The 22,002-nt window shown below is 63.8% G+C and carries 25 protein-coding genes; 16 read left to right on the top strand and 9 right to left on the bottom strand.

Annotation, left to right across the window (positions count from 1 at the left end):
• Positions 1 to 50: 50 nt before the first annotated feature.
• On the bottom strand, positions 51 to 497 hold the full coding sequence (locus tag BM338_RS08445; RefSeq protein ID WP_090450451.1) for a DUF2147 domain-containing protein: 447 nt from the start codon (positions 495 to 497) through the stop codon (positions 51 to 53).
• Positions 498 to 642: 145 nt separating this feature from the next.
• On the opposite strand from BM338_RS08445, the gene apbC reads away from it, so the two are divergent.
• The 4 genes from apbC (at position 643) to BM338_RS08425 (ending at position 3,695) form a co-directional block, all read left to right on the top strand.
• Positions 643 to 1,737 (top strand): iron-sulfur cluster carrier protein ApbC, encoded by a 1,095-nt coding sequence (gene apbC, locus BM338_RS08440; RefSeq protein WP_090451213.1) that lies wholly within the window; start codon positions 643 to 645, stop codon positions 1,735 to 1,737.
• The gene (locus BM338_RS08435) at positions 1,734 to 2,306 is read left to right on the top strand and encodes an NADPH-dependent FMN reductase (protein ID WP_090450450.1); all 573 of its coding nucleotides are present in this window, start codon (positions 1,734 to 1,736) and stop codon (positions 2,304 to 2,306) included. The genes apbC and BM338_RS08435 overlap by 4 nt, the downstream gene beginning before the upstream one ends.
• 188 nt (positions 2,307 to 2,494) lie before the next feature.
• A complete protein-coding gene (gene dcd, locus BM338_RS08430) occupies positions 2,495 to 3,061 on the top strand; it encodes a dCTP deaminase (protein ID WP_090450449.1) in 567 nt (188 codons plus the stop codon).
• Between the two features lie 139 nt (positions 3,062 to 3,200).
• Positions 3,201 to 3,695: a hypothetical protein gene (locus BM338_RS08425; RefSeq protein ID WP_090450448.1), complete on the top strand. Its 495-nt coding sequence runs from the start codon at positions 3,201 to 3,203 to the stop codon at positions 3,693 to 3,695.
• Between the two features lie 61 nt (positions 3,696 to 3,756).
• Here the strand turns inward: BM338_RS08425 and BM338_RS08420 are convergent, their stop codons facing one another.
• Positions 3,757 to 4,188 carry an HIT domain-containing protein gene (locus tag BM338_RS08420; RefSeq protein ID WP_090450447.1) on the bottom strand — a complete coding sequence of 144 codons (432 nt, stop codon included), beginning with the start codon at positions 4,186 to 4,188 and terminating at the stop codon, positions 3,757 to 3,759.
• Positions 4,185 to 4,853, bottom strand: coding sequence for a dienelactone hydrolase family protein (locus BM338_RS08415; RefSeq protein ID WP_090450446.1), 669 nt, complete (start codon positions 4,851 to 4,853; stop codon positions 4,185 to 4,187). The genes BM338_RS08420 and BM338_RS08415 overlap by 4 nt, the downstream gene beginning before the upstream one ends.
• Before the next feature lie 105 nt (positions 4,854 to 4,958).
• Here BM338_RS08415 and rimO point away from each other — a divergent pair, with 105 nt between their 5' ends.
• The 4 genes from rimO (at position 4,959) to BM338_RS08395 (ending at position 9,284) form a co-directional block, all read left to right on the top strand.
• Entirely contained in the window at positions 4,959 to 6,278 is a 1,320-nt protein-coding gene (gene rimO, locus BM338_RS08410; protein ID WP_090450445.1) for a 30S ribosomal protein S12 methylthiotransferase RimO, read from the top strand.
• Between the two features lie 11 nt (positions 6,279 to 6,289).
• The gene (locus tag BM338_RS08405) at positions 6,290 to 7,108 is read left to right on the top strand and encodes a DUF3025 domain-containing protein (RefSeq protein WP_090450444.1); all 819 of its coding nucleotides are present in this window, start codon (positions 6,290 to 6,292) and stop codon (positions 7,106 to 7,108) included.
• A 516-nt stretch (positions 7,109 to 7,624) separates the two neighbouring features.
• Entirely contained in the window at positions 7,625 to 8,662 is a 1,038-nt protein-coding gene (phnD, locus tag BM338_RS08400; protein ID WP_255367235.1) for a phosphate/phosphite/phosphonate ABC transporter substrate-binding protein, read from the top strand.
• A gap of 112 nt (positions 8,663 to 8,774) precedes the next feature.
• A complete protein-coding gene (locus tag BM338_RS08395) occupies positions 8,775 to 9,284 on the top strand; it encodes a hypothetical protein (protein WP_090450443.1) in 510 nt (169 codons plus the stop codon).
• Between the two features lie 53 nt (positions 9,285 to 9,337).
• Here BM338_RS08395 and greB read toward each other — a convergent pair whose 3' ends face one another.
• The 3 genes from greB to BM338_RS08380 are packed head-to-tail and all read right to left on the bottom strand — an operon-like array spanning position 9,338 to position 12,607.
• Positions 9,338 to 9,835, bottom strand: coding sequence for a transcription elongation factor GreB (gene greB, locus BM338_RS08390; RefSeq protein ID WP_090450442.1), 498 nt, complete (start codon positions 9,833 to 9,835; stop codon positions 9,338 to 9,340).
• Positions 9,832 to 11,091, bottom strand: coding sequence for a hypothetical protein (locus tag BM338_RS08385; protein WP_090450441.1), 1,260 nt, complete (start codon positions 11,089 to 11,091; stop codon positions 9,832 to 9,834). The genes greB and BM338_RS08385 overlap by 4 nt, the downstream gene beginning before the upstream one ends.
• 10 nt (positions 11,092 to 11,101) lie before the next feature.
• Positions 11,102 to 12,607 carry a helicase HerA-like domain-containing protein gene (locus BM338_RS08380; RefSeq protein ID WP_090450440.1) on the bottom strand — a complete coding sequence of 502 codons (1,506 nt, stop codon included), beginning with the start codon at positions 12,605 to 12,607 and terminating at the stop codon, positions 11,102 to 11,104.
• A 147-nt stretch (positions 12,608 to 12,754) separates the two neighbouring features.
• Here BM338_RS08380 and BM338_RS08375 point away from each other — a divergent pair, with 147 nt between their 5' ends.
• Positions 12,755 to 14,248, top strand: a complete 1,494-nt coding sequence (locus BM338_RS08375) for a transglycosylase SLT domain-containing protein (RefSeq protein WP_090450439.1) — start codon at positions 12,755 to 12,757, stop codon at positions 14,246 to 14,248.
• A 39-nt stretch (positions 14,249 to 14,287) separates the two neighbouring features.
• Here the strand turns inward: BM338_RS08375 and BM338_RS08370 are convergent, their stop codons facing one another.
• The 3 genes from BM338_RS08370 to asd all read right to left on the bottom strand — a co-directional run bounded on the left by BM338_RS08370 (position 14,288) and on the right by asd (position 16,286).
• A complete protein-coding gene (locus tag BM338_RS08370) occupies positions 14,288 to 14,734 on the bottom strand; it encodes a hypothetical protein (RefSeq protein WP_090450438.1) in 447 nt (148 codons plus the stop codon).
• Positions 14,735 to 14,881: 147 nt separating this feature from the next.
• Positions 14,882 to 15,427, bottom strand: coding sequence for an isochorismatase family protein (locus BM338_RS08365; RefSeq protein ID WP_090450437.1), 546 nt, complete (start codon positions 15,425 to 15,427; stop codon positions 14,882 to 14,884).
• Positions 15,428 to 15,440: 13 nt separating this feature from the next.
• Complete coding sequence (asd, locus tag BM338_RS08360; RefSeq protein ID WP_090450436.1) at positions 15,441 to 16,286, bottom strand: archaetidylserine decarboxylase; 846 nt, start codon at positions 16,284 to 16,286, stop codon at positions 15,441 to 15,443.
• Between the two features lie 53 nt (positions 16,287 to 16,339).
• Between asd and BM338_RS08355 the strand changes: the two genes are divergently transcribed.
• From BM338_RS08355 to BM338_RS08325, 7 genes are all read left to right on the top strand, one after another.
• Positions 16,340 to 16,666 carry a cupin domain-containing protein gene (locus tag BM338_RS08355; protein ID WP_090450435.1) on the top strand — a complete coding sequence of 109 codons (327 nt, stop codon included), beginning with the start codon at positions 16,340 to 16,342 and terminating at the stop codon, positions 16,664 to 16,666.
• A 45-nt stretch (positions 16,667 to 16,711) separates the two neighbouring features.
• Complete coding sequence (prmB, locus tag BM338_RS08350) at positions 16,712 to 17,635, top strand: 50S ribosomal protein L3 N(5)-glutamine methyltransferase (RefSeq protein WP_090450434.1); 924 nt, start codon at positions 16,712 to 16,714, stop codon at positions 17,633 to 17,635.
• A gap of 3 nt (positions 17,636 to 17,638) precedes the next feature.
• Positions 17,639 to 18,175: a GNAT family N-acetyltransferase gene (locus BM338_RS08345; protein WP_090450433.1), complete on the top strand. Its 537-nt coding sequence runs from the start codon at positions 17,639 to 17,641 to the stop codon at positions 18,173 to 18,175.
• Between the two features lie 63 nt (positions 18,176 to 18,238).
• On the top strand, positions 18,239 to 19,327 hold the full coding sequence (aroC, locus tag BM338_RS08340; RefSeq protein WP_090450432.1) for a chorismate synthase: 1,089 nt from the start codon (positions 18,239 to 18,241) through the stop codon (positions 19,325 to 19,327).
• Between the two features lie 73 nt (positions 19,328 to 19,400).
• Positions 19,401 to 20,411 carry a 2-hydroxyacid dehydrogenase gene (locus BM338_RS08335; protein ID WP_090450431.1) on the top strand — a complete coding sequence of 337 codons (1,011 nt, stop codon included), beginning with the start codon at positions 19,401 to 19,403 and terminating at the stop codon, positions 20,409 to 20,411.
• A gap of 133 nt (positions 20,412 to 20,544) precedes the next feature.
• Positions 20,545 to 21,573, top strand: a complete 1,029-nt coding sequence (locus tag BM338_RS08330) for an aspartate-semialdehyde dehydrogenase (protein WP_090450430.1) — start codon at positions 20,545 to 20,547, stop codon at positions 21,571 to 21,573.
• Entirely contained in the window at positions 21,573 to 21,863 is a 291-nt protein-coding gene (locus BM338_RS08325) for a hypothetical protein (protein ID WP_090450429.1), read from the top strand. The genes BM338_RS08330 and BM338_RS08325 overlap by 1 nt, the downstream gene beginning before the upstream one ends.
• Positions 21,864 to 22,002 lie beyond the last annotated feature (139 nt).

Raw genomic sequence — 22,002 nt, 5'->3', positions numbered from 1 at the left:
AACGCGGGCCAATGGCCCGCGTCTTGTCCAGCCGATGCCAACGCCAGGACTTATTCCTGGCGTTCCCACACCTGGCTGCGGCCGAGCAGCGAGAAGCCGATGTAGCCGTGCACATCCAGCTTGGTGCCGTTCTCGATGGTCTTGAGCTTGACCTTGTAGGTCTTGCCGTTTTTGGGGTCGAGGATTTTGCCGCCATCCCACTCGTCACCATCGGGCTTTACGCCCCACATGATGACCATGCCCTCGACGGGTTTGTCCTTGCGGTCGCCATCGCACTCCTTGCAGACCGGGTGCGGGCCTTCGTCGGACTGCAGCACCTGCAGCACCTTGCCCTGCAGCTCGCCGTTGACCTCGGTGATCTGCACGATGGACTTGGCCTGGTGGGTCTTGTCGTCGATGGTCTTCCAGGTGCCCACTGGCGAGTTGCTGGCGGCAAAGGCAGCGCCGGTGCCGAGCAGCAGGCCGGTCGCGACAGCGAGGCGAATCAGTGGCTTCATGTAACCCTCCCGTACGAAACAGTATGGACGGAGCCTGACGAGCGCGCGGCAGGGCGTCAAGCTGCAACGCGCAAGCTCTCTCGGAGCCGGGAAAGTCGGCGGACTGGCATAATGGAAGCCTTCTTCTCCCCCAATGCCCGATCCCATGACGCAAGCAAGCGAAGCCCTGGTCCGCCGCATTCTTGGCGAGCTGATCGACACCCACACCGGCGCCCCGCTGGCCGACAGCCTGCGCGCGGTGGGTGTGGACGGCGCGCGTGTATCGGTGGATCTGCAACTGGGCTATCCGGCAGGCACCGCCATGGCGGAACTGACGGCACGCGTGAAGCAGGCGCTGGAAGCGGACGCGGCGATCGAGGCGGCTTCGGTGTCGATCACCACCCGCATCTACGCGCATAAGGTGCAGGGCACGCTGGCGCCGCAGCCTAACGTGAAGAACATCATCGTGGTGGCCTCCGGCAAGGGTGGCGTGGGCAAGTCCACGGTGTCGGCCAATCTGGCGCTGGCACTGGCGGCGGAGGGCGCCAAGGTCGGCGTGCTGGATGCGGACATTTACGGTCCCAGTCAGCCACGCATGCTCGGCATCAGCGGCAGGCCGGACTCCCCGGACGGCAAGTCCATTACGCCGATGCAGGCACATGGCCTGCAGGCGATGTCGATCGGTTTCCTGGTGGACGAGGAAACGCCGATGATCTGGCGTGGCCCGATGGTCACCCAGGCGATGATGCAACTGCTCAACGACAGCCGCTGGGAGCAGCTCGACTATCTGATCGTGGATCTGCCGCCGGGTACTGGCGACATCCAGCTCACGCTGTCGCAGAAGGTACCGGTAGCTGGCGCGGTGATCGTCACCACGCCGCAAGACATCGCCCTGCTCGACGCGCGCAAGGCGCTCAAGATGTTCGAGAAGGTCGAGGTGCCGGTGCTTGGCGTCGTGGAGAACATGGCCACCCACGTGTGCTCGAACTGCGGGCACGAGGAGCACATCTTCGGCGAAGGCGGTGGCGCGCGCATGGCCGAGCAATACCACGTGGCTTATCTCGGCTCGCTGCCGCTGGATATCCGCATCCGCGAACAGGCGGACAGCGGTACGCCCACGGTGGCGGCGATACCCGATTCCGATCTCGCCGCGCGCTATCGCGAGATTGCGCGCAATACGGCCGGGCGCCTGTCGCGCCAGCCGCGCAACAAGTCGCTGGGGCTGGGCAAGATCGTGGTGCAGGGTGCGCCGTCGGCATGACGGCGGGCGCGCGGTTTCGCGTGCTGTGCCTGTCCGGCAGCCTCCGTGGCGTGTCGGGTAATACGGCATTGCTGCGCGCGGCGCGTACTTTGGCGCCGATAGAACTCGAGCTGTCGCTGTACGAGAGCATGGGCGCGCTGCCGCTGTTCAATCCCGATCTTGATGTGGAGCCGTTGCCCGAGACGGTGATCGCCCTGCGCCGTGCTATCGGTGCGAGCGATGCGCTGATCGTGGCATGCCCGGAATATGCGCACGGCATCCCCGGCCCGTTCAAGAATCTGCTCGACTGGCTGGTCGGCAGCTTGGAATTTCCTGGCAAACCGGTGGCCCAGTGGAATGCATCGGGCCGCGGCTCGCATCACGCGCAGGCGGCGCTGCGCGAAGTGCTGCAGACCATGTCGGCGCAGGTGCTGGACAGCGCAACGGCCGAAGTGCCACTGCCTGGGGCGGGATGCACGGTCGAGTCCTTGCTGGAGCAAGCGGAGCAGACGGCGCGGATCGGGGATGCGCTGGGCCGACTGCTGCAGGCATTACATGAATTGGCTGCCCTGGAAGCCGGCCGCGTCTGACCGCAAGGCGCTGTCCAAATATGCCGCGCCTTCATGGGCTTACCCTTCGATGCTTGAGGCGGCCTCATGAAAAGCGCAGGGAGACGCCGATGACCTCGACTGGCGGGGTACCGGCCGATCCGTTATTTTTCCGCATCTTGTGCCCGGCGCCTGGCGCCGACGCACCCACGAACGCAACGGGAGCCTGAGTGAGCATCAAATCCGACAAGTGGATCCGGCGCATGGCCGAGCAGCAGGGCATGATCGAGCCGTTCGAGCCGGGCCAGGTGAAAATGCGGGATGGCAACAAGCTGGTTTCCTACGGCACCTCCAGCTACGGCTACGACGTGCGTTGCGCGCGCGAGTTCAAGATTTTCACCAATATCAACTCCACCATTGTCGACCCCAAGGCGTTCGATCCGACCAGCTTTGTCGACGTGGAAGCGGATGTCTGCATCATCCCGCCCAACTCGTTCGCGCTGGCGCGCACCGTCGAGTACTTCCGCATTCCGCGCCAGGTGCTGACCATCTGCCTGGGCAAGAGCACGTATGCGCGCTGCGGCATCATCGTCAACGTGACGCCGCTGGAGCCGGAGTGGGAAGGCCACGTCACGCTGGAGTTCTCTAACACCACGCCGCTGCCCGCAAAGATTTACGCGAACGAGGGTGTGGCGCAGATGCTGTTCCTCGAATCGGACGAGGAATGCGAGACCAGCTACCGCGACCGCGGCGGCAAATATCAGGGCCAGCAAGGCGTGACCTTGCCGCGCACCTGAGTCGGCGCAGGTTCCTGTGTCCGCGTATCACGGGCGTGTGCGTTGCAGCTGAATGGCCGCCGTCCGAATGCGATGCGGCGCCAGCGCGCGGCGCTACACTCCCCACGTTGTTCTCATTGATCGAATGTCGGAGATACACATGATTCGTTTATCCACGCTGCTGAGCCGCACCGCTGCCGCCATCCTCCTGGGCAGCCTGCTGGTGCTGGCCGGTTGCCATCGCGGCGACACCAAGGGCGAGGCCATCAAGACCGAGCAGATGCAGGGCAAGTTCGACGCCACGGTAGAGGCGTACAAGAGCGGCCAGTTCGTGGTCGATGGTGCGGTGCTCTCGGCACTCGATACCGGCAGCCACTTTGCCTACCTCAAGGATCAGGGCAAGCTGCCCAAGACCGTGCTGCTGATGCGCAGCGACGAGTCGAAGATCCGCAAGCAGCACCTGGAATTCATGGCGCGCATGCAGCTCGACTACGGCTTTGTCGTGTACTACGACGACGGCGGCACGCTGAAGAAGATCAATGCGATCGAAACCAAGGCGCGCGATCTCGAGGATTACCACGCACCGGTCAAGATGAACGACGAGATGAAGGGCAAGTCGGCCAGCGACAGCGGCTACGATCCTTCGCGGCGCTGATTCGTTCCGCTCACCAAAAAAGCCCGCGGTTTCGATCGCGGGCTTTTTCTTTGCGCGCTCGCTAGGCCGATGTTGCTTGGGTTTCGAGCGCAGCGCGCAAGCGTCCGATCAAATCTTCCAGCGCATCCGGTGCATAGGCTTCGGCGTGGCCGCTGCCCCACACGGGGCCAGGCCAGGCTGCATCGCCCTCGCAGCGCGCGACCACATGCACGTGCAGCTGCCGCACGATATTGCCCAGCGCACCGAGATTGAGCTTGTCGCAGGGTGCGTTGGCGCGCAGTGCGGCGGCGGCGCGGCTCACTTCCTGCCATAGCGTCGCCTGGGCTTCCCCCGGCAAGTCGGCGATCTCGACCAGGCCAGGGCGATGCGGCACCAGGATCACCCACGGGAAGCGCGCGTCGTTCATCAGCAGCACGTCGCACAAGGGCAGCGAGGTGATGCGACGCGTATCAGCTTCCAGCCGCGCGTCGAGAATGAAACTGGCGCCTCTCATGCAGCCGCCAGTTGCTTGTCGAAGAAAGCCATAGTGCGCTCCCATGCCAGCTTGGCGCTGGCCTCGTGGTACTGCGGGCCGACATCGCGATTGAACGCGTGATCGGCCGGATACGTGAAGACCTCCATCTGCGGCAGCATCTCGCGGTGCTTGGCTACGGCCTCCGGCGGGATGCTCTTGTCCAGCTCGCCGAAGTGGAACATCACCGGGGCCGCGGGCTTCTCGCCGAGGAAGGGCAGGTTACGCGCGCCGTAGTAGCTCACGGCCGGCAAACCCAGACGTATTGCGGAAAGCATTGCGACGGTGCCACCCCAGCAGAAACCGATCACACCGATCTTGCCGGCCGATGCGATGGACTCGGCGGCGCTGGCGACGTCTTCCAGTGCGCGATCCAGTCCCAGCTCCGTCACCAGGGCTTTGCCGCGCGTGGCGCTGGCTGAGTCGTAATCCATCTCCAGGCCGGTCTCCAGGTGATCGAAGACGCTGGGAGCGATGGCGGTGTAACCCGCGGCGGCGAGGCGGTCCGCGACGCTTCGGATATGGGCGTTGACGCCGAAAATCTCCTGCACCACCACGATGCCGCCCTTCGGTTTTCCGGCAGGTTGGGCGAGATACGCGCCAATGCACTGCATGCGGGTGGTGTTGAGGTGGATCGTCTGGCCCATGGCGGGATCCTTTCGCGGTGGCAAAGCGCAATTCTAGCCAGCCGGGCGGAAGGGCCGGGCTGGCGTATAATTGACCGTTTCCCGCACGTTTACGGTAGCCCTGCCATGTCCCAGGCGTCCCACAAGATCGGTTTCGTCAGCCTCGGCTGCCCCAAGGCGCTGGTCGACTCCGAGCGCATCCTCACCCAGCTCAAGGTTGAGGGCTATGAGATCGTGCCGCGTTATGACGCCGCCGATGCCGTGGTGGTGAACACCTGCGGCTTCATCGATGCGGCTGTGCAGGAATCGCTGGACGCGATTGGCGAAGCGCTGCACGAAAACGGCAAGGTGATCGTCACCGGTTGCCTGGGCAAGCGTTCGGAGCTGATCCGCGAGGCGTATCCGGATGTGCTGGCGATCACTGGCCCGCAGGACTACAGCAGCGTAATGAACGCAGTGCACAGCGCACTGCCGCCGAAGCGCAACCCGCTGCTGGATATCATTCCTGACACCGGCGTCAAGCTGACGCCGAAGCACTACGCGTATCTGAAGATTTCCGAAGGCTGCAACCACCGTTGCAGCTTCTGCATCATTCCGTCGATGCGCGGCGACCTGGTGTCGCGTCCGGTCGACGAAGTGCTGATCGAAGCCGAGAAGCTGGTGAAGGGCGGCGTGAAGGAACTGCTGGTGATTTCGCAGGACACCAGCGCCTACGGTGTGGACCTGAAGTACGCCGAACGCCAGTGGCGCGACAAGAGCTACCGCACGCGCATGACTGAGCTGTGCGAAGGCCTGTCCGAACTGGGCGTGTGGACGCGCCTGCACTACGTCTACCCGTACCCGCACGTGGATGAGGTGATGTCGCTGATGGCCGACGGCAAGCTGCTGCCGTACCTCGACATCCCGTTCCAGCATGCGAGCCCGCGCATCCTCAAGCTGATGAAGCGCCCCGGCAACATCGATAAGACGCTGGAGCGCGTGCGCAATTGGCGCAAGGCGGTGCCCGATCTCACCATCCGCAGCACGTTCATCGTCGGCTTCCCCGGCGAGACCGATGCGGAGTTCGAGGAGCTGCTGGACTTCCTGCGCGAAGCCGAACTGGATCGCGTCGGTGCGTTTGCCTATTCGCCGGTGGACGGCGCCAAGGCCAATGAGTTGCCGAACCCGGTGTCCGAAGAGTTGAAGGAAGATCGCCTCGAACAATTCATGGCGGTGCAGGCGGAAATTTCCGCGGCCAAACTGCAGCGCAAGATCGGCCGCACCATCAAGGTGCTGGTGGACGAGGCCGGTGCCGCAGGCGCGGTCGCGCGTTCGGCTGCCGACGCGCCCGAGATTGACGGTTTGGTGCATATCGCCAACGGTCAGCTGCTCAAGCCGGGCCAGTTCGTCGACGTGGTGGTCGAATCCGCCGACGAGCACGACCTGCACGCCCGCCTCGCGGGCTGAGGTTTCGCACCATGCGCTACGTGGCACCTGCGCGCGACTCGATCGACGCGTCGGTGTTTCGCCAGCTGCCGTTGGCCGCGTGGCGCGACTATGCCGACCTGCTGGAAGGCGATGCGTGGCCGTCGATCGATGCGCTCAACGCACGTTTGCCCGCAGATGCGCGCGAGCGCTTCGTGGCGCAGACGCCGGAACTGCTCGCCGATGGCATGCATTACGAACAGCGCATTGCCGAATGCGGCGAGATCGCCACGCGCCTGTCTAACTGGCATGACCTGTTCAATGCACTGATTTGGTTGCGCTACCCGGCGATCAAGCGGGCGCTGAATGCTCGGCAGATGGCGGAGATCACGCATATGGGGACGCGTGAGCGTTCGCGGCCGCAGTATGCGCAGACGCATTTCGATGAGGCTGGGGTGATCGTCGGTGTAAGCGATGCGTCGCTCCTTGCGCTGTGGGATGCGCATGACTGGCATGGTCTGTTCTGGCGTCGCCGTGAGGCGTGGCTGGATGGGTCGATTCGTGTGCGGGTGTTTGGGCATGCGTTGCTGGAGCATGCGTTGACTGCCGGGAAGTTGTTGGTGGGCAAGGCGGTGGTGTTTTTGGTGCCGCACGGTGGAGAGGTGGATCTGGTGGCGGGATGCGCGCGGGAGATCGCGAAGGGGGAGCTATTGCGCGATCCGCTTGAATTGCGGCCGTTGCCGATGTCGGGGGCGCCGGGGTGGCATGTCGATAATGGGCGGGAGATGTTTCATCGGGAGGCGGCTTGTTATCAGCCGTTGAGGGTGGGGCGGTGTTATCCGGTTCCGCTCGATGGCTCCTCTCTTCTTTGAGTTGCTCTCTTCTTTGAGTTGAGAGGCGACTCCTAATTTCGTCATTCCGGCGCAGGCCGGAGGCGTTTTTCAACAGCGAAGCTGGTCATCCAGTGCCTTATCGCTCGGTTTTAGCGTCTGCGTGGGCTGGCTCGCCTGCCGCGGGCTTCCGAACCGCTGCCGCGGCTCGGGTCACTTTCTCTTTGCTGGCCTAAAGAGAAAGTAACCAAAGAGAAATGGCCTGAAGAGCAGGCGGCGGGCTTTGTAGATGCGCCTTTTCCAGTGTCAGGCGTCGGGATGGCGTTCTTCGGCTTGATGGTCTGTCCCGCCTTGAAGCGCAACATCTCCCTCTCCCCTTCGGGGAGAGGGTTGGGGTGAGGGGTGGGTGCTCGGGATGACGCTTCTACTTGGTTGGCCCGGTTTTCAATTGCGAAAGCAAAAGCAAGCCAAAGCAAAGACCTTTGTCTTCCTCTCGCGATTGCTCCGGTAGGCAATCGCGGCTATACACCCTTCAGGGGCTGGTCGGGGGCGATCGCTATGGGTTGGATGGTGTTGTGGCGGCGGCCGTGGGGTGGTTATAGCCGGTGGCTGCTGGCGTTGGTTTGCTGCCTGTCTGTGGGTGGCACGGGGGCGGCTGGGGCGAATCCTGAGCCGGAGGCGGCGACGATCCGCTTTGGCATTTTGCCGATTGGCAGTGCGTCGGAGTCGCGGGAGCAGTGGCGGCCGTTGCTGGCGGATCTGGAGAAGCGGCTGGGGCATCCGGTGACGACGGTGTCGGTGAGCAGCTATGCCGGTCTTTCCGGTGCGATCGGGGAGCAGCGGGTGGATATCGCGTTTCTCTCCGGTAAGCTGGCGATCGATGCGGTGTTGAAGCAGCGCATGAGTGTGATTGCGCAGTTTGTTCGTAGCGATGGAGCCAAGGGTAACGTGGGGTACCTGATCGTCCGCGTGGATGGTCCTATCCATGATTTGCCGGGGCTGCTGGCGCATCCGGGGCGCTGGCGCTATGCGCGCGGTGAGCCGCTGTCAGTGACGGGATATGTCGCGCCGGAGGCTGAGGTATTTGCGCCGCGTGGGCTGAATTCAGACACATTCTTTGCCTCGGTGCATGTGGGCAATCACCAGAACAATGCGCTGGCGGTGGTGAATGGCGAAGCGGATGTAGCCAGCAGTAATAACCCGGATCTGGATCTGTTCCGGCGCAACTTTCCGCAGGAGGCGGCGCAGCTGAAGGTGATCTGGCATTCGAGCCTGATTCCTTCCGGCGTGCTGGTAGTGCGCGACGAGATGGAGGAGCCGCTGCGCAGTCAGCTGATCGCTTTCATGCGCGGCTACGGCAAGAGCAGTGGCGTCAGTGGCGAGCGCGAGCGCGCCAATCTGGCGCGTGTTCCCGATCTGGCGGGATTTGCGCCGGCCGACAGTCTGGTGCTGCAGCCCTTTATCGATATGGAGTACACCTTGCAGCGTCAGCAAGTGCAGCATGGGCGCTGGGTGAGTGAGGCCGCACAGGCCGCACGTTTGCGACAAGTGGAGATTGACCATCAGAAAACGTTGCGCCTACTGCAGCCCCACTAACATTCATCGAATGTTTCGGGCAGGCGATATTCATCTCGGCTTGCGTAGGGTTTCGACTGTTGCAGCTTGCATGCCGCGATGCTGTGGCGCTCAACGGCTCACGGAGAACCCCATGACGATATCGAATCCGCGCAAATTTCGCGCTTCATCCACCTGGCTGTTTGCCGTGTGGCTGGCTTTCGCAGCGCTGCTGCCGCATGCCGCGGCTGCGCAGTCGGCGGCGCAGGGTCTGTCCGATGCGGATAAGAAGCAGATCAAGGACTACAACCTCAATGAGGATGTGTTCGGCCGCCTGTTGGCCGCGACGAAAGAGGCACGTACGCAGGGCATCCACTCGCAGGCGAATCCGGACCCTTCCAAGGTGCACAGCCTGGATGATCTCGCCGCGCAGGCGCTGGCCGGCGATCCGCGTATCGCGCCGCTGATCAAGAAATACGATTTCACCCCGCGCGAATTCATGCTGGCCAATATCGCGCTGGTGAACGCAGCGATTGTGGTGCAGTCGCGCAACGACCCGGAGATGGCCAAATCCGTCGATCAGTCCAAGGTCAACATGGCCAATGTGGCGTTCTACGAATCGCATCAGGCGCAGATCGCCGCCCTGATGCGCGGCGACAAATAACGCCTGGCCGTACTTGTAGGAGCGCACCCTGTGCGCTCCTACAGAAGTTGCGTTCAGTAAGTGACGCCGACGATAACGAAGCGCGTGCGTCCGCTGGGCAGTTCGGCTTCGAACTCATCGTCCAGCCGCTTCTTCAACACGGCGCGCGCCATCGGCGAGTCGATGCTGATCCAGCCTTGTTTGGCATCGGTTTCGTCGGGCCCGACGATGCGGTAGGTGAGGGCTTCGCCGGTGCCGATGTTTTCCAGTTCGATGACCGCGCCGAAAAACACTGCTTCGCGATCCGCCGGCACGCCCTCGGCTACCTTCAGTGATGGAATGCGCTTGCTGAGATAACGCACGCGCCGGTCGATCTCACCCAGCTGCTTTTTGCGATAGGTGTATTCGGCGTTCTCCGAGCGGTCGCCTTCAGCCGCGGCAGCAGCCAGCGCCTTGACCACTTCAGGGCGCAGCGTGTGCCACAGGTGATCCAGCTCAGCCTTGAGCCTTTCGAAACCTTCACGGGTGATGATCGCCGTGGAGGAGGGGGAGGGTGGACGCCAGCGGCTCATCGGGAGGTTCGCGTGTCTTGCAGTTGTTGTTTGAGCGAAAGCATCTCGGCATGCAATGCATGCTCAGGCCAAGCCGCGGTGAGTTTCCCCAGCAGCACCAGCGCTTCGGCCGATTGTTCGAGTTGCGTTCCGAGCTGCCGGGCGGCTAGCAGGCCGTAGTGAGGCACTGCTGGCGAGCTGGGCCAGGTGGACAGGTAGCCACGGCAAAGTTTCACCGCGAGACGGCTCATGCCCAGGCGAGTCGCCAGTTCGGCCAGGGTACCGGTGTTATTTGGGTCGTCAGGAAGAAACGCGGGATCGATGTCGATGCATTCCTGTAACAGGCCTAGTGCGCGCTTTGGCTCGTTGTTAGCGAGCAGCGCAGCTATCCAGATCTGTCCATGGGTCAGCAAGCCATCGCGCAGACCCTGCTGCCGCAGTAGTTGACGATAGGCTTGATGCAGTGGTGTGGGGGCGCTGCGGTCTTGCATGCGGGCAACCAGCATGGCGATGGCCATTTGCGGATCGCGCGTGGATTCTTCACGCACCGCTTCCAGTAATTGCTCGTCCGCATCCTGATGGTTTTCCCGTGCCAGCGCCTCGGCTTCGGGCGCCATGCCAAAGCGTTCGTGACGCTCATGGATCATGGCGCCCATCAGGTGGAAGCCAAGGATGATCAGGTAGGTATAGGCGAAGGCATAGAGCGGCAACGCCAGCAGCTTTGGCAGGAAGCCGGTGGCGAGGGAGGCAAGTGCGATCAGCAGGCCGATCAGCAGGTTGATCGCAACGGGGATCAGGTAAGCCGTGCCAAAGCCGGTGACGATTCGCCAGGTATGAGCTGGATTCAAGGCCGCAGCGAGATTGCCGTCGAACGCTAGCGACATGTCGATCGCCGGCAGCGCAAGTGCGGATAGGATCAGCACGGGCCAGAGCGCTTTGGGAAAAAACACGATGGCGACCACACATAAGGCGACGATCAGCAAATGGATGGCGATCAATGCCCAGCCTGCGGATTCATTGCCGCCCAGACTCACGTCCGGTGGATCGGCATAGCCGTGTGCGGTGTGCAGCATGCAGTCGGCTGCGTAGTGCCAAGTGGCGGCCCACACCATCAGGCTAGCGAAAAACCCGACGAACGACGGCAGCAATCCGACATAGTGCAGTAGCGCCAAGCCAACGCAGCTGGCAAGTGCGGCACCACGTAGCGGGTAGCCAAATGCTCTGGGCAAGCGTTCCGAGAAAGGGGTGCCGGTGGCGACAATGGCTATCCGTGGCATGGTGTCTCGCTCAACGCTTGCCGCCGAAGATGCTGCCCAGCACGCCGCGCACAATCTTCTGGCCGATGCTCGAACCAATGCTGCGGCTGGCGGATTTAGCCATCGCTTCGATCACGCCCTGGCGGCGGCCGCTGCCGAGCAGCACATCGCGAACCGTGCCGCTCCAGTCGCTTCCTTCAGCACCCGATGCGGTGCTCGCGGGCGCATGCTTGGTTGCCGGCGGTGCGCCGGCTTTCTCGTTGGCGCGTGCCGCGAGTATTTCAGCAGCGGATTCGCGGTTCACTGCCATGTCGTATTTGCCGCCGACAGGCGAGCGCTGGCGGACGGTGCTGCGCTCCGCATCCGTGATGGCACCGATGCGCGCGGAGGGCGAGGTCACCAGGACCTGTTCCACCGGCGTGGGTACGCCACCGTCGCGCAGCGTGGAAGCCAGTGCTTCGCCGACAGCCAGCTGGGTGATCGCTTCACTGACATTAAGCTTGGGATTGGCGACGAAAGTCTCGGCGGCGGCTTTCACCGCTTTCTGGTCGCGCGGCGTGAAGGCGCGCAGTGCGTGCTGGATGCGGTTGCCGAGCTGGCCGAGGATATTCCCCGGCACGTCGTCCGGATTCTGCGAGCAGAAGTACACACCCACGCCCTTGGAGCGGATCAGGCGCACCACCTGTTCCACCCGCTGCAACAGAGCAGACGGCGCATCGTCGAACAGCAGATGGGCTTCGTCGAAGAAGAACACCATCTTCGGCTGGTCCAGATCGCCCACTTCCGGTAACTGCTCGAACAATTCGGACAGCAGCCACAGTAGGAAGGTCGAATACAGACGCGGCTTCAGGATCAGCTGGTCGGCGGCGAGGATGTTGATCACGCCACGGCCGCTCATGTCCTGGCGCATCAGGTCGGCGAGTTCCAGCGCCGGCTCGCCGAAGAACTGATCGGCGCCATCCTGTTCCAGCTTCAGCACCGAGCGCTGGATCGCCGCGACGCTCTGCGTGCTGATCAGGCCGTACTTGCTGGAGATGTCCTTGGCGTTCTCAGACGCAAACGTGAGCATGGCGCGCAGATCGGGCAGATCGAGCAGCAGCCAGCCGTTGTCGTCGGCGACTTTGAAGATTACTTCGAGCACGCCTTCCTGGGTGTCATTCAATTCCAGGATGCGGCCGAGCAGGGTGGGACCCATCTCGCTGATGGTGGCGCGCACGGGGTGGCCGAGCTTGCCGTAGATGTCCCAGAAGATCACCGGATTAGCCTGCGGCTTCCAGTCGTTGAGGCCGAGCTTGGCCAGGCGCGCTTTCAGCTTGTCGCCCGGTTCGCTGGCGGCCATCGAGAGGCCGGCAAGATCGCCTTTGGCGTCGGCCAGGAAGCACGGCACGCCGAGTTTGGAGAACCCTTCGGCCAGCACCATCAGCGACACCGATTTACCGGTGCCGGTGGCGCCGGCGATCATGCCGTGGCGATTGCCGTAGTGCGGGTCCAGGTTGACGCTGGCGCTGTCGTTGCGGCCGATCAGAATGTCAGTCATGAGGTTCCGTCCGAGAGTGGCTCAGCGATTGTAGCCAAGACGCCTGCGTCATCGCGGCCTTATCGCGGCATGGCACTTAGGCAGTTTCCTGTTGAGTCAGGGCCTTGCGGAGGCTATTGTCCGTGCTTTCGAATTGTGAAGCCTGTCATGTCGGTATCTCTCTCCGCCCGCTCCCTGCGCCTGGTTCCTTTGTATACGGCGCTGGCGGCGCTTGGTGCCTGTGCCAGCACCGGCGGCGCAGCGCCCACGCCGCAGGTGAATGCGCTCTACGGCCAGCTCGATCAGGCCAGCAAGAGTTATGAAAAGGCCTTGCAGCAGGCGCGCGAGGGCGACAGCCAGGGTTCGCAGCAAACGCTGTCGTCAGCGCTGGAGCAGTTGAAGCGCGCTTCCGCGCAATGTGGCAACAGCCCGGGCTGCGATCCGCAGCGGTTCTTCTCGGTGTATGACCGCCTGCTGCGTCTGAAGGATGGCAGTTTCTCGCTCGGCGACGATGTGGAAGTGAGCGGTGAGCAGGTGCCGGAGGGCGGCAACGCCGGCAGGACCGGTGCGGCCAGCCTGCCGCAGGCGCAGCGCAGCGTGACCTTGCTGCACGGCCAGCAGCTGTCCGAGTTGATCGCGATGAACGGCCCGGTGAAGGCCGCGCTGGAGATGTGGCTGACGCAGTGGCGTCCGAACCTGATGGATGCCTACATCAACTATCAGTACCTGCGTTTCCAGATGTGGCCGCAATACCAGAACCGCGATCTGCCGGAGGCGGTGCTGTTCGGCATCCTGGCCAAGGAGTCGGGTGGCAAGGTGCATGCGGTGTCGCGTTCGGGTGCGTCAGGCCCGTTGCAGTTTATGTATGCCACTGGCTTGCGCTTCGGCTTGAGTAGCGACGGCGGCTTCGATGAGCGCTTCGATCCCGCGCAGTCCGCCCGCGCGAATGCCGAGTACCTCGACGAACAGTTGAAGATCTTCAACAACAATCTCGAACTGACGCTGGCTGCGTACAACGGCGGCGAAGGCCGCATGCGCCGCCTGGTCGGCGATGAGACCTCCACCAGCTTCTACGACCCGCGCATCTACAACCAGCTTTCACAGGAAACCCGCGATTACGTGCCGGCGGTGCTGGCGGCGGCGTGGCTGTTCCTGCATCCCGACAGCTACAACCTGCGCTTCCCAAAAGTGGATGGTGCGCCCGGCAACATTACGCTGACACGCGGTGCCTCGCTGACCGAACTGACGGTGTGCCTCGGCTCCGCCGGTGGCATGAGCGACGGCTGGTTCCGTACGCTGCGCAATCTCAATCCGCGACTCGACCCGCAGGTGACGCTGCCCAGCGGCACGCGTCTGAATGTGCCCAAGCTGCTCGAGAAGCCCTACACCGCGCGCTGTACTGATGGCCCGTGGCCGATTCTCGCCACTGACCTGCATACGGCCGTGGTGCCCGTGGCTCCATCTCCGTCGCCGGCCGCGCCCGCGCCGCGTCCATCAGCGCCGGCGAAGGCGCGCAGCTATGTGGTGAAGCGGGGCGATACGCTGGTTGGCATCGTGCGCAAGGTGGGCTGCACGGATGTGCAGGAAGTGGCGCAGTTGAACGGCATCAAGCACGAACACATTCGCCCGGGGCAGACGATCAAGCTGCCCGCTTGCCGCTGAGGCAAAAGATCGAGTGGGGGCGTTGTTACGCCCCTGAGGTCATGCGGCGGCGGCGGTTCCCATCAGGCTGTTGCCGGGGCGGGGCTGCTCCGCGCTGCGGTGAACTTCCTTTAGCTCGCGCAGCACGCGCATCAAGTGGCGATGCTGAAGCTGCAGTTTCAGATGCGGCGAATCCTTGGTCTCGTGATAGGCGACAGCGAGCCACAGTGCTATGCCGCGCATCGAGATCTCCGGATTATCCGAGCGCGCCCGCGAGTAACCGATATCGGTACCTTCGCCCCAAGGCAGGTAGCGCTGTTCGGGCGAGGTGCCATACAGGTGCGGAAACTCGCTGCGCGATGCCTGGCCGATCTCACGCAAGGTCAGCATGCCCAGCTGGGCGCGGCCGCGGCGGGGCAGGTTCTGGATATGGCGCTCGACCTCGCGGAACTGCCGGCTCAACTGACGGGCCCGGCTGATCGCGATGATCTGGCTGACGATGCGCATGGCGGTCTCCTCGGAACACAAAGGGGCGGTGCGAAGACGCACCATGAATTCCGGGAAGCATAGTCATGTGCGTGGTCGTCTTGCGCCAAAAAGGTCACAAAACGACAACGGGCGTCAGCTTGTGGCGTGAGGCGCGCGAGGTTCTGGTCAAATATTCGCCAACGACTGTGCTGTCACCAGCTTTGCGCCGGCGGCGGCGAAGGCGCTGTTGTGCCGGGCGATGATCTCGTCGGCGCTCTCGTTGCCGCTGTCCCAGGTGCCATGAGCATCGGACACCACCGTCACTTTGAAGCCGGTGTCGATGGCGCCTTGCACCGTGGCCGCGACGCAACACTCGGTCTGGGCGCCGAGCAGGATCACCTCATCGGCGCCCTGGTCTGTGACCCATGCCGCGAGTGCGGGGTTGCTGAAGGCATTGCCGACGTTCTTGGCGAAGGTCGGTTCGTCGTTGGCCTGGCCCAGCGCAGGCCACACCGGCCAGCCGGGAGCGCCCGGCGTCAGTGGGTCGCCTGCCGGTCCGTCGTGACGGATGAAGGCGATATGGCGCCCGGAACGTCTTGCCCAGGCCAGCACCGCCCGCGCGCGCTCGACCAGCGTGCCGGCGTCATGGATCGGCGGTTCCAGCACGCCATCAAACATGCCTATCTGAAGATCGATAACGATGACGGGTGCTGCGGGCGAGTGCGTATTCATGGCGGGAAGGTACTCAGCGCCTCGTTTGCAGTCCCAGTCGCTGGCCCACCTTCACGGCCTGCTGTGGCTGAAGTGCATCCAGTTCGGTCATGCCCTCGGGCAACAGCAGGATCACTGTCGAGCCCATATTGAAGCGCGCCATTTCGGCAAAGCGCTCCAGCGTAATGTTCTGGCCGGCGAAGGACTTGCGGCGGATCGACGAGGCGTAAGGCGGGATCACCAGGCCATCCCATACCGTGGCGACCGACGAAACCAGGATCGCGCCGACCATCACCACCACGAACGGACCGTGCTCGCCCTCGAAGTGGCAGACCAGGCGTTCGTTACGCGCGAACAGGCGCGGAATCGCTTCCACCGCGAACGGGGCCACGCTGAAGATGCGTCCCGGCACGTGCACGGTTTCCTTCAGCGTGCCGGCCAGCGGCATATGCACGCGGTGATAGTCGCGCGGCGACAGATAGACGGTGACGAAGCGGCCGTTGCGGTAGGGCGCGGCGGCAGCCTCGTCGCCCAGCAGCTCGGCGGCGGTGTACTCCTGGCCCTTGGCCTGGAAGATGCGCCCATCCACGATCGGGCCGGACTGGCTGATCTTGCCGTCGGCCGGGCTGATCAACGCAGTCGGGTCGCCATCCGCGCGGCGCGCATCCGGGCGCAGCTTGCGGGTGAAGAAGGCATTGAAGTGCTGGTACGCCAGAGCGTCTGGCTGTGCCGCCTCGGCCATGTTCACCTGATAGCGCTGCACGATCTGGCTGATCAGGAAATTTTTCCAGGGCGCAAACGTCCAGCGCGTGGCCCAATAGACCACCCGCGACAGGGCGCGGTGGGGCAGGATGTATTGCAGGAGTACGTTGAAGGTCATCCAGCCAGTATACGGTGGAGGTTGCGCTTTCCGTTCCTGCGAAGGAGTGTTCCATGCACGACAGGCTGACCCCGGCCGCCGCATTGGCCGCGCTCGAGAAAGTGGATACCCCGTTCGTCAAGGTATTCCAGCACGGTTCGCTGGAAGTGGAGATCTACCGGCCAATAGGTGTGGACCGGCAGACACCGCATCGTCGCGATGAGCTGTATGCGGTGGTCGCGGGCCGCGGGCAATTCTTCTGCGGCGGCGAGCGCCGCCCCTTCGAGCCGGGTGAGGTGCTGTTCGTGCCGGCAGGCGCGGAGCACCGCTTTGAGGATTTCAGCGAGGACTTCTGCACCTGGGTGTTCTTCTACGGCCCGGACGGCGGGGAGGCCGGCTGACCCACCGGGTATACTTCGCAACCCTCTTTACGATCCCTGGCCGCCGTGACTGCTGAACTCGCCTCCATCATCGACTTCATCCGCTATGGCGCCAGCCGCTTCTCGGCCGCCGGGCTGACCTTCGGCCATAGCCACGACAATCCGATCGACGAGGCCACGCATCTGGTGCTGGCCAGCCTGCACCTGCCGCCGGATATCCCGCCGGCTTATGGCGCCGGCAAGCTCACCCGCGAAGAGCGCGAGCGCGTGCTGGCGCTGATCGAGCGTCGCGTCAGCGAGCGCCTACCGGTGGCTTACCTGGTGGGCGAAACCTGGTTCGCCGGCCTCAAGTTCAAGAGCGATCACCGCGCGCTGGTGCCGCGCTCGCCGATCGCCGAGCTGATCGAATCCGGCTTCACGCCGTGGCTGGATCACCGCCATGTGGAGCGCGCGCTGGATCTGTGCACCGGCTCCGGCTGCATCGGCATCGCCATGGCCGAGTACCACCCTTCCTGGCAGGTGGACATCGTCGACATCAGCGACGAGGCGTTGTCGCTGGCGCGCGAGAACATCGTGTTCCAGCACGTCGAGGGCCGCGTCGAGGCGATCAAATCCGATTTGTTCAGCGGCTTGAAAGGCCGTCGCTACGACCTGATCGTGTCCAACCCGCCGTACGTCACCGAAGACGAGTACGCCGCACTGCCGGGTGAATACAGTCACGAGCCGAAGCTGGGCCTGACCTCGGGCGAAGACGGCCTCGACATCTGCGTGCGCATGCTCGACGAAGCGGCCGACTACCTCGCCGATGACGGCTTGCTGATCGTCGAAGTGGGCGAGAGCGAGCACGCATTGGCCGAGCTGCTGCCGGAAGTCCCGTTCGTGTGGATCGAGTTCAAGGTGGGCGCAATGGGTGTGTTCGCGCTGGAGCGCCGCGATCTGATCGAACACGCCGGCACGATTCGCGCTGCGGCGAAAGCGCGCCGGCCGTAAGGCATGCACCTCGACACGCAACGGCTGCACATCGGTGCCTTGCGTGACAAGGATGCCGCGGCGCTGTTCGCTTATCGCGGCGATCCCGTGGTGGCCCGCTATCAGGGATGGTGGCCGGCGTCGTTGGCGGAGACGGAGGAATGGATCGGTGGCCAGGCGACCATGCCAGCGCCAGGGCACTGGTACCAGCGCGCCATTCGCCTGGCGGGTGATGATCGGCTGATCGGCGATATGGGCGTGCGCCTGCCTGTGGCCGACGAGGCTGCCGAATTCGGCATCAGCATCGCGCCGCTCCATCAAGGGTGGGGCTATGCCCGTGAAGCCGTACGAGCCCTGCTGGGCTGGCTTTTCAGCGAGATGAAGCAGCGCCGCGTGTGCGCTTCGGTCGATCCGCGCAACCAGGCGAGCATGGCCTTGCTGCGCTCGCTGGGGCTGCGCCAGGAGGCGCATTTCCGGCAAAGCCTGCAGGTGCGCGGTGAATGGGTGGACGACGTGGTGTTTGCCCTGCTGGCCACGGAATGGCCATCCGCTGCGCCTTGAAGCGAGACCCCGGGGTATTCACGCGCTAAGCTGTGGAAGTTCTCATCCGGACGTCCATTCCCCGTGTCCAGCAATTCCTTCGGCAAGCTCTTCACTGTCACGACGTTCGGCGAAAGCCATGGTCCCGCCATCGGCTGCGTGATCGATGGCTGCCCGCCGGGGCTGGCGATCGACGAAAGCGAATTCCGTACTGATCTCGACCGCCGCGCCACCGGCAAGAGCCGGCATACCTCGCAGCGTCGCGAAGCCGATGACGTCGAGATTCTCTCCGGTGTGTACGAAGGCAAGACCACCGGTACGCCGATCGCGCTGCTGATCCGCAATACCGATCAGCGCAGCAAGGACTACGGCGACATCGCCAGCACCTTCCGTCCCGGTCATGCCGATTACACCTATTGGCAGAAGTACGGCATCCGCGATCCGCGTGGCGGCGGTCGTTCGTCCGCACGTGAGACCACTATGCGCGTGGCGGCGGCGGTGATCGCCAAGAAGTGGCTGGCCGAACGCTACGGCGTGCGTGTGCGCGGCTATCTCGCGCAGCTTGGCGAGATAGCGCCGGAAGGTTTCGATTGGGAAGCGGTGGAGCAGAACCCGTTCTTCTGGCCGCACGCCGCGCAGGTGCCGCAGCTTGAAAAGGCGATGGACGCGCTGCGCAAATCCGGCGACTCGGTAGGTGCACGCGTCAACGTGGTGGCCGATGGCGTACCGCCAGGCTGGGGCGAACCGATCTACGGCAAGCTCGATGGCGATCTCGCTTCGGCGCTGATGTCGATCAACGCGGTGAAGGGTGTGGAGATCGGTGATGGTTTCGCCGCCGTCGCCCAGCACGGCAGCCAGCATCGCGACGAGATGAGCGCCGACGGCTTTGCGTCCAATCACGCGGGCGGCATTCTCGGCGGCATCAGCACCGGGCAGGCGGTGATTGCCTCCATGGCACTCAAGCCGACCTCGAGCATTCTGATTCCCGGCCACAGCGTGAACCTGGCCGGCGAGCCGGTCGAGGTCGTGACCAAGGGTCGCCACGATCCCTGCGTGGGTATCCGCGCCACGCCCATCGCCGAGGCAATGATGGCGCTGGTGCTGATAGATCATGCCCTGCGCCATCGCGCTCAGTGCGGAGATGTGGGCGAGGTGAAACCACGGTTGCCCTGACCGTGGCGGCGCGGTTGTCGACGCGCCTTCGTTCCCTAAGCAGTGCGTTGATGGCACCTTTGAGAAGTGCGGGATGACTGCCAAACAGAAAGTCTGGGTTTCGCGTCCGCTGTTCCCCGAAGTGCTGGCGAAACTGTCCGAACACTTTGACGTGCAGGCCGAGGCGATCGAGCGCAAGCACACTTCGGAACAGCTGCGCGAGCGCTTGCGTCAGGTGGATGGTGCCCTGGTCGGTCTCAGTGACCGGGTGGATGCCGCCGTGCTGGAGGGCAACGAGCGCCTGCGTGTGATCGCCAACCTGGCCGTGGGCTACAACAACTTCGACCTGCCGGCGATAACCCGCGCCGGCATACTCGCGTGTAATACGCCCGATGTGCTCAACGAAACCGTGGCTGATTACGCCTGGGCACTGATGCTTGCCGCCTCCCGCCGCATCGGTGCCGCCGAACGCTGGTTGCGCGCGGGGCAGTGGGGCAGTCAGCAGCGCTTTGACGACTGGCTCGGCGTGGATGTGCACGGCAAGACCCTGGGCATTCTGGGCATGGGGCGCATCGGCCAGGCTATTGCGCGTCGCGCCGCCGGCTTCGATATGCGGGTGCTTTATCACAACCGCTCGCGCCTGCCGGAGCCGATCGAGCGCGAGTGCCGCGCCACCCTGGTGGGCAAGGACGAGCTGCTGAAGCAAGCCGATCACTTGATCCTGGTACTGCCCTATAGCAAGGCCAGTCACCATGCGATCGGCGCGCCCGAGCTGGCTTTGATGAAGCGCACGGCGGTGCTGGTGAACGTGGCTCGCGGCGGCATCGTGGATGACGTGGCGTTGGCCGCGGCCTTGCGCGAAGGGCGACTGGCGGCGGCGGGGCTGGACGTGTTCGAGGGCGAGCCGGCGGTGCATCCGGACTTGCTGGCGCTCGACAACGCCTTGCTCAGTCCACACATCGCCAGCGCCAGCGAAGATACGCGCCGCGCCATGGCCAGCCTCGCAGCTGATAATGTGCTGGCTGCGCTGGGTTACGGGCCGCATGCCGGCCGGCCGGCGACACCCCTGAATCCCGAAGTGATGACGCGCTGGTCCAGGCGTTAGCGCCAAAGCGTGATGCCATTCACGTCCAGGCAGATCGCGTATTGTTTTGCAGGCGACCCCGGCTAGATTTCCGCAAGTGCGGATATCGGCCCCGTACGGACGGTTCTCCGATTTCCTCAACTGATACCGGAACATGAGCAAGAAGAGCAGCTACAAGGTGGCGATGGTCGGCGCAACAGGCGCTGTGGGCGAAGCCCTGCTGGCCATCCTGGCCGAGCGCGAATTCCCGATCAGCGAGCTGGTGCCGCTGGCCAGCGAGCGTTCGGCGGGCGGCAAAGTGGAGTTCGCCGGCAAATCGATCACCGTGCGCAATCTTGCCGACTACGATTTCGACGGCGTGGACATCGCCTTCTTCTCGGCTGGCGGTTCGGTCAGCCGAGAACACGCGCCGCGCGCGGCCGCCGCTGGCGCGGTGGTGATCGATAACACCTCCGAGTTCCGCTACCAGGACGACATTCCGCTGGTGGTGAGCGAGGTGAATCCGCACGCCATTGCGCACTACACCAACCGCGGCATCATCGCCAACCCGAACTGCTCGACCATGGGCATGCTCGTGGCGCTGGCGCCGATCCACCGCGCGGTGGGCATTGAGCGCATCAACGTGGCTACTTACCAGTCCGTCTCCGGCGCCGGCCGCTCCGGCATGGAAGAGCTGGGCAAGCAGACCGCCGCACTGCTGAGCTTCCAAGAAGCGGAGCCGGCCAAGTTCTCCAAGCAGATCGCGTTCAACGTGATCCCGCACATCGACGACTTCCAGCCCAACGGCTACACCAAGGAAGAAATGAAGATGGTGTGGGAGACGCGGAAAATCCTGGAGGACGACAGCATCCAGGTGAACCCGACCGCGGTGCGTGTACCGGTGTTCTACGGCCACTCCGAAGCGGTGCATATCGAAACGCGCGAGAAGATCGGCGCCGATGAGGCACGCGCGCTGCTCGAGAAGGCCGCGGGCGTGGTGGTGGTGGATGAGCGCAAGGCTGGCGGCTATCCCACGCCGGTGAGCGACGCCGCCGGCAAGGACCCGGTGTTCGTCGGACGCATTCGCGAGGACATCTCGCACGAGCGCGGCCTGGATCTGTGGATCGTGGCCGACAATATTCGCAAGGGTGCCGCGCTGAACGCGGTGCAGATCGCTGAACTCCTGATCGAGGATTATCTTTAATGCGTCAAATGTGGTTCGGTCTGGGCCTGTGCGCCCTGGTGGTGATGGTCCCGGGCTGGGCGGCGGATGCGGGCAACGGGGCGAAAGCCGTCCCCGCTGCTGGCATTGAGCAGCGCATTTCCAAGCAGCGGGCCGAGCTCGAAGGTCTGCAGCACGACGTGGCGGCGCAAGAAGCCAAGAGCAAACAGGCCGACCAGAAGATGCAGGAGCAGGACAAGACCATTGCCGACCTGCAGCGGCAATTGAAGGAAGTGAAAGCGGCGCCGACGGGTTCAGCAACCCAGCACTGAATCGGGCAAAATCAAGAACAGACCGCAGCAATGCGTTGTAAATATCGGCCGCAGCTATTGTTGTCTGGCCTTTGTCTAACTTAAAGTGGCGCCTCGTTAATGGGCAGTCGCCGCTGTGATGCGGCGACCCAATAAGAAA

It is taken from the genome of Dyella sp. OK004 (assembly GCF_900114495.1).
Classification (GTDB): Bacteria; Pseudomonadota; Gammaproteobacteria; order Xanthomonadales; family Rhodanobacteraceae; genus Dyella_D.
Note: the sequence above shows the minus strand (reverse complement) of the source record. Positions and strands in the feature narration are given on the sequence as shown.